This window comes from Vibrio sp. 10N.222.48.A3, assembly GCF_041475345.1.
GTDB classification, from domain to species: Bacteria; Pseudomonadota; Gammaproteobacteria; order Enterobacterales; family Vibrionaceae; genus Vibrio; species Vibrio tasmaniensis_A.
On record NZ_JBFRVX010000346.1, the window covers coordinates 1 to 5,792 of the forward strand.

The following is a 5,792-nucleotide window of genomic DNA, read 5'->3' on the forward strand; positions in this document are numbered from 1 at the left end:
GTATTACTTATGGAGGGAGGTTTGGTTCAGGAAATTCCCAATAATTTTAAGCAGGAAGCTCAAGATGTATAAATCTGAAAGAATACTCTGCCCAGATAATCATTCTGAATTATCTGGTGCTGCATTGATGGAGCAATACAACCAATTTTTTGGTGGAGACGATTGGGTTACGTTCTCTGGATGCCCGGCTGTTACCTTGACTAAAGTAGGAGTTAAAGGCTTCGAAAATTTTCCAGAAGGGGATGAGGCTATTACTATCGATTCTGGTTGTTACATCGAGTCGTCTAACCTTCCTGCTTTCCCTTCCGGCATCACAAAGCTGACCAGCGTTTCAGTTAACGACAGGCCTTTTGGAAAAATAGTGATCGGGCAAGGTTGTGTGCTTCAAGGAACTACTATTTGTGCTTATGAAAAAGTATCTATAGGAAACAATGTTATGTTTGGTCCAAATACAGTGGTTATGGATTGTAGTGGTCATGCTCTTACTAATAGAGGTCATCCAGATGAGCTTGATCGTCTAACAGCTGAGCCCATAACAATAGGCAATGATGTTTGGATAGGTTATGGGTGTATTGTTTTACCTGGCGTTAATATTGGCGATGGAGCAGTTATAGGGGCAGGTAGTGTTGTCACAAAGGATATACCGGCTAATTGTATGGCTGCGGGTAACCCGTGTACTGTAAAGAAAAAGGAATTAAGTTAATCGAAAGTTGAGCTGGCAACATACACATACAAGTTTTCCCTAAACCACCTATTTTGATAGTGCTTCCTGTCACTTAATTTTCCCGAATGACTTGTAGCGGTCAATTGAGCTAGGAGGCACTCCGTTTACATCAAACTCTACAATATTGTGTAATGTCACTGTTGGTTCGTTTTGACTAAATTGTAAACTGGTCAATATTACCTAAAAGACAAAAGCTGATCAGTGAACTGTACTTTTTCGATACTGGATAGCACGTTCAAGCCATCACGTGAAACAACGGTATCATTAAGTTGAATTTTACCATTCCCCAGTTCATGGATCTGGTATTCACTTTTAGGGCCATGGGCGATCACTGTATTTACCCCCGCGTTTCCGGTTACGCGGTTGTCATGCTCGTTGATCTCAATATTCGCATCATTGTTACCTGATAGCGTTAGTTTAGTAAGATATTTAGAGTGATGAGTATAGGACGTCGCTGGGTCATACCTCATTTTAAATGTTCCGGTGAATGTATCGGCAAGGTATGCATCGTAAGTCAATGTTGGAGAGAAAATCTGCTTCACTATCGCTTGTGCATCGGGGTCTTCTTTTGAGAAATCGTCGCGGGTTTTAACTTGGTATAACCCCCACATACCTTTGCCGTTGTATGCTCCCCAAAGCCCGTAGTAGCAGTCAATTACAGCGGCAAAGTACTCTTGATCAACGCTGACTTCTTCTTGCCACTCTTCTAAAATATCACGGGGTGGCGTGTAAGCATGGTGTAATGCTTGTCTCTGTATCGCATTAAATTCTTTTTGAAATTCTGGTAATGCGGTTACTGCATCTTCAGGCGCGTTAAAAACCCCGATGCCATAGTCATGGACTAAATGCAGTATTTCCTCATAAGAGGCGTCACGATGCTCTTCATAATCTTGTTGGACATACCATTCACCGCCTTCAACCTGAATCTCTTCTTCGAACAAGGGCTGCCCGGGCAAGTCATCGTTGTATCGTGGCTCATCGTAATAATTCATTAGCTTTAGTATTGCGCCATTGTTGGCCATCGCGTTTGCAATCTCGCGTTTTGAGTCAGTGCTCCCATACTTAGTGCCATCAACAGGGGTTAGATAGTGGTTGAGAACATTGACGGCTTTGACTATTTGATAATCGCTCAGGCGATCCATAATCAAAATATGGATAGATTTGCCATTCGGGGCATTGACCGCTACATATCGGTTGTAGCCTGCTTGAGAGTATTCAACGAATTGAGAGGGAACGGCTTCAATCGTGACCCCATGTACAACTGACGGTGCTGCGTTTGCCTGATTGAATAGCGATTTATTTTGATTTGAACCGCATCCAATGAGAAAGATAGCTGTCGCTAAGGTAGCTAAAGATAGAGTTTTCATGACACACCTTATTATTCATACGAAGTATCAATATACGGAACTGCAGTGCGTTGTTTAGTGACAGAAGTTGCTGTTAGACAAACCCATACAATACCTTACAAATCGAGGCTTAATTCGTTGCTACTAACTTTACCGGCTGCGAGTGAAGTAAAAATGAAAGCCTCAAATCAATGGGCTTGATTTTGCTACCAAATTTGAGTTCTTTGTTAGGGGGGATGACTTGTCGTTTCAAGATACGTGAGAGTGGCTTGAAGAGTCGTTGAGGATCGGTGATCTAATTCACTTTCAAGTATTTCATAAACCGTATGTGCTTCAAAGTTTGCCAACTGTGGATAAAGCAACGGCTCTTCCAAAAGCAACCCGATCAGTTTCTTCTGGGGACAAACACCGTTAAGCGCAAGTTGATTGAGCGCTGCGTGCTGAATGCCGATATACGAATGTTTGATCAATTCTAATAATTGTTGCTCGTCATTGATGTGTTTTATTAAGCCGACTCTTAAAGATAGGCAGGGTGATGACATCAGTGACAAACGGTTCTGTTGTATCCAATCATCGCCAAGCCAGTCGAGGATGTCGCCGATATTTTCGGATTGCTCATCTAGCAAGAGTTCTAACGTGAGCTGATTAAAGCGTGATGATTGTACATCGGAAAAGCTTATATTGTGTCTACATAAGGCATGAATCAAGGCGTGAAATGCCGCTTTGGTTAGATGACTTATTTTGTCGTCAGAGCAAAGGCCGCACAGCCATGTTTTGTTTGAGCAAAACTCTAGAGCGATCGCTTGATTTTCTAGAGCCTCTATCTTTGCAGATCTGTTAGAACGCTTCTTTACTGAAGTAGAAGTAGATGCGACGGTAGAGTCAGCGTTAGAGATAGCAGGTGAGTGAGCTTGTTTTAATGCATCAAGTGTTGATGTAATAAGTGCTGACTGTTCATTGGTGCCATTGATTACCGTGTTATTCATTTCATCTATAGGGGCGATGCTCGTTGTTGTTCTAGGTTTTAATGAAGAATCCGCAACTATGATACCTGATGTCCCTAAAGTGAGTTCTTTTAAATAGCTTTGGTGGCTAGTTTTTGGGTTTTTCGAAAGGTGTTCAATTAACAGTCGCTTGATAGAGTTACTACAAGCTTCCTGCTGAAGTTGTTGCTGAATAAAGGCAACGCTAAATTGTTCGGAAGTTTCAGTTAATAGGCTGTTTAGGCTGTCGAGTTGTTCTGACTCTTCCAACTTTGAAAACACTTGATAGAAATGGGGTATAAAACGGGCTAGTTGCAACTGTTTATGCTGAGTTTCCAAATTTGAAATCAGTAAAATAACCGCTGCGGTTGCATTGGCTAGATTCGGTTTATTTTGAAGTTGGTCAATGACATGCAGTTTATCTTTGTTACTCAGTAGCCCTATGAGTGAGTTGAGCAGCATACCAGATAGCAGCAATTCAAAATTAAGGTGCTTTATATCTACTAGGTAATTCCATTTCGTTAATTGATGTACAGAGCTCTCTCTGATGGATGGGTCTGAATGAGACAGGCCGTTTAAAAATACCTGCAGATATTCACGACAATCCATTTCAGATAGACGCTGAAATGCGACTTTTTGGCAGCTAATATCAGGGTGTTGTGTGGCTTTGTACAAGACTATTTTGTCTTGAGTGTTTCTCAAAAAAATCCGAGTATCAGCGGTGCTTTTGAGTACGTTGTTTTCATTTAGCAGAGTAGGGGAGTGACGCGAAAGTAAAGCAATGAGTTTGCCTTTTAGATCTGGCTCGGGGTCATTCTGAAGTCGGTGTAGTAAACGCAGAGACTGTTCGTGATCTAGTTGGTGTTTGTGATTGTCTAAAATCCGCGCAGCAATCAAGCTGATGTCATCTCCGTCATTCCAACCCCCATCCCAGTAGTCATTTTCGTCGCATACTGCTTCTAATAATACAGGAACAGCGAGTAGAGAGTGTTGGTTGTTCTCAATAGCCATTAACGATGCCAATTTAATTTCGCTGTCGTCCCAGTATTGATAGCAGTTGAGGATGGGCTCAATAGGCGCTGCATTATCTAAAGCGAGGCATTCAAGACTCGTGAGAACAAGGTCAGGATTCTGGGACTCTAACCTTTCTATAATCAGATATTTAGTGTTTTGAAAACGGCTTAATATTTGTGCTGCCAATACCTGTTCGGATAGGTTTCCAGTCAAGTAGATGTGTTTAACTTTGTGAAGTAATTTATCTAGAGACATATATTCAAGCACCACTGAATTAACAAGTTTGAATAATAACTCTTATCATTTCTAATTGTATGATCCTAATCATATCTTTAATGTTTCATGTGTTAATAATAGGGGTGGATGATAGTAACCCCGAAGGAATGTCGATGAGCATCGCACTAAAAAGCTTGGTAGGAGTGTGTGCCCTTTTCTCTGCAACTCTATACGCCGCTCTGCCCCCTATGAGTATAAATACGGCGAAGGCAGAACTCGGTAAACGACTGTTTTTTGATACGCGCTTGTCCGGGGACGACTCGATATCGTGCTCCAGTTGCCACATTCCATCTAATGGTTTTTCTTACCCTGAACCGTTGAGCCCTGCCTATACGGGGAGTGATGGATTTCGCAATGCTCCAACACTTATTAATACAGCCTATAAAGAGGTGTGGTTTCACGATGGTCGTATTGGCACCAACCTAAACGATGTGGTGCGGGAGAATATCACTGAAGACTGGCTGATGAATATGGACATGCGTTTGATGCAGGAACGCCTCAAACAAGATCCAATATACGTTGAGATGTTTAAAGCGGCCAATCTTGGAGAACCGTCAAATGGCGGAGTACGCAAAGCTCTGCCTGAATACCTAAAAACATTGACTTCGAAAAACGTCCCTTTTGACAAGGGTGAGCTTAGCGACTTAGCCAGCCAGGGAGAAAAGCTGTTCACAGGCAAAGCGGGGTGCAGCCAATGCCATCGTGGTGCTCTGTTTTCGGACGGAAAGGCACACAATACCGGAGTGCCAGAAAATCATGAGATATTTTTAGACCCAATGCGACATCAATCTTTTCTTGCCTACAACATGTTTATGGGTGTGCAAGATTACTTAACGTTAAAGCGCGATGTTGGTGCGCATGTTCAAACTCATAAAGCGGATGGTAGCGATCGCGGTAAGTTCATAACGCCAACGCTGCGAGAGCTCACTCAAACTGCGCCGTATATGCACAATGGCATGCTTACCACGCTTGAAGATGTGGTTGAATTTTATAATCAAGGTGGTGGCGAAGACTCAAACAAAGACTCTCGACTCACCACGCTTTCCCTAACGGACTATGAAAAAAAGGCGCTGGTGGCTTTTTTGGAATCGTTATCTGGAGATGCCCTTATAGGCGAAGAATACGAATGGTTAGACTATGACTTCGGCTACGAATACACGGAGGATTGGTCAAATGCTCGTAACTAAACGCTCTGTATTAAAGGCAGCACTCTTTATTCTTATTGGGATGACGGGGCTTCCCAATGTTGTTAATGCAAAGGTACAGCTTGAGCCTCTAGGGGAGGTGCCTGTGCCTGCGGATAATAAACAAACACCAGAAAAAATTGAGTTGGGAAAGATCTTATTTTATGACGGTCGGCTAAGTGGCGATACGACTAGCCCATGTGCTGGTTGCCATATTCAATCTCAGGGCTGGGGTTTTCCTGATGACCTATCCATGGGATATCCG

5 protein-coding genes are annotated in these 5,792 nt (G+C 42.6%); 3 read left to right on the plus strand and 2 right to left on the minus strand.

Translation table 11 applies throughout. The features are described from left to right. Positions 1-703: DapH/DapD/GlmU-related protein (locus AB4653_RS10875; protein ID WP_372104137.1), on the plus strand; the 703-nt coding region annotated here is incomplete at its 5' end. 197 nt (positions 704-900) lie between these two features. Here the strand turns inward: AB4653_RS10875 and AB4653_RS10880 are convergent. Both AB4653_RS10880 and AB4653_RS10885 read right to left on the minus strand, forming a co-directional pair. Further along, positions 901-2,091 (minus strand): hypothetical protein, encoded by a 1,191-nt coding sequence (locus AB4653_RS10880; RefSeq protein WP_102257977.1) that lies wholly within the window; start codon positions 2,089-2,091, stop codon positions 901-903. Positions 2,092-2,297: 206 nt separating this feature from the next. Continuing rightward, positions 2,298-4,322, minus strand: a complete 2,025-nt coding sequence (locus AB4653_RS10885) for a hypothetical protein (RefSeq protein WP_240798319.1) — start codon at positions 4,320-4,322, stop codon at positions 2,298-2,300. A gap of 134 nt (positions 4,323-4,456) precedes the next feature. Between AB4653_RS10885 and AB4653_RS10890 the strand changes: the two genes are divergently transcribed. Then, positions 4,457-5,530, plus strand: coding sequence for a cytochrome-c peroxidase (locus AB4653_RS10890; protein ID WP_102257978.1), 1,074 nt, complete (start codon positions 4,457-4,459; stop codon positions 5,528-5,530). Then, the coding region (locus AB4653_RS10895; protein ID WP_372104139.1) for a cytochrome c peroxidase at positions 5,517-5,792 on the plus strand (276 nt) is incomplete at its 3' end. The genes AB4653_RS10890 and AB4653_RS10895, both read left to right, overlap by 14 nt.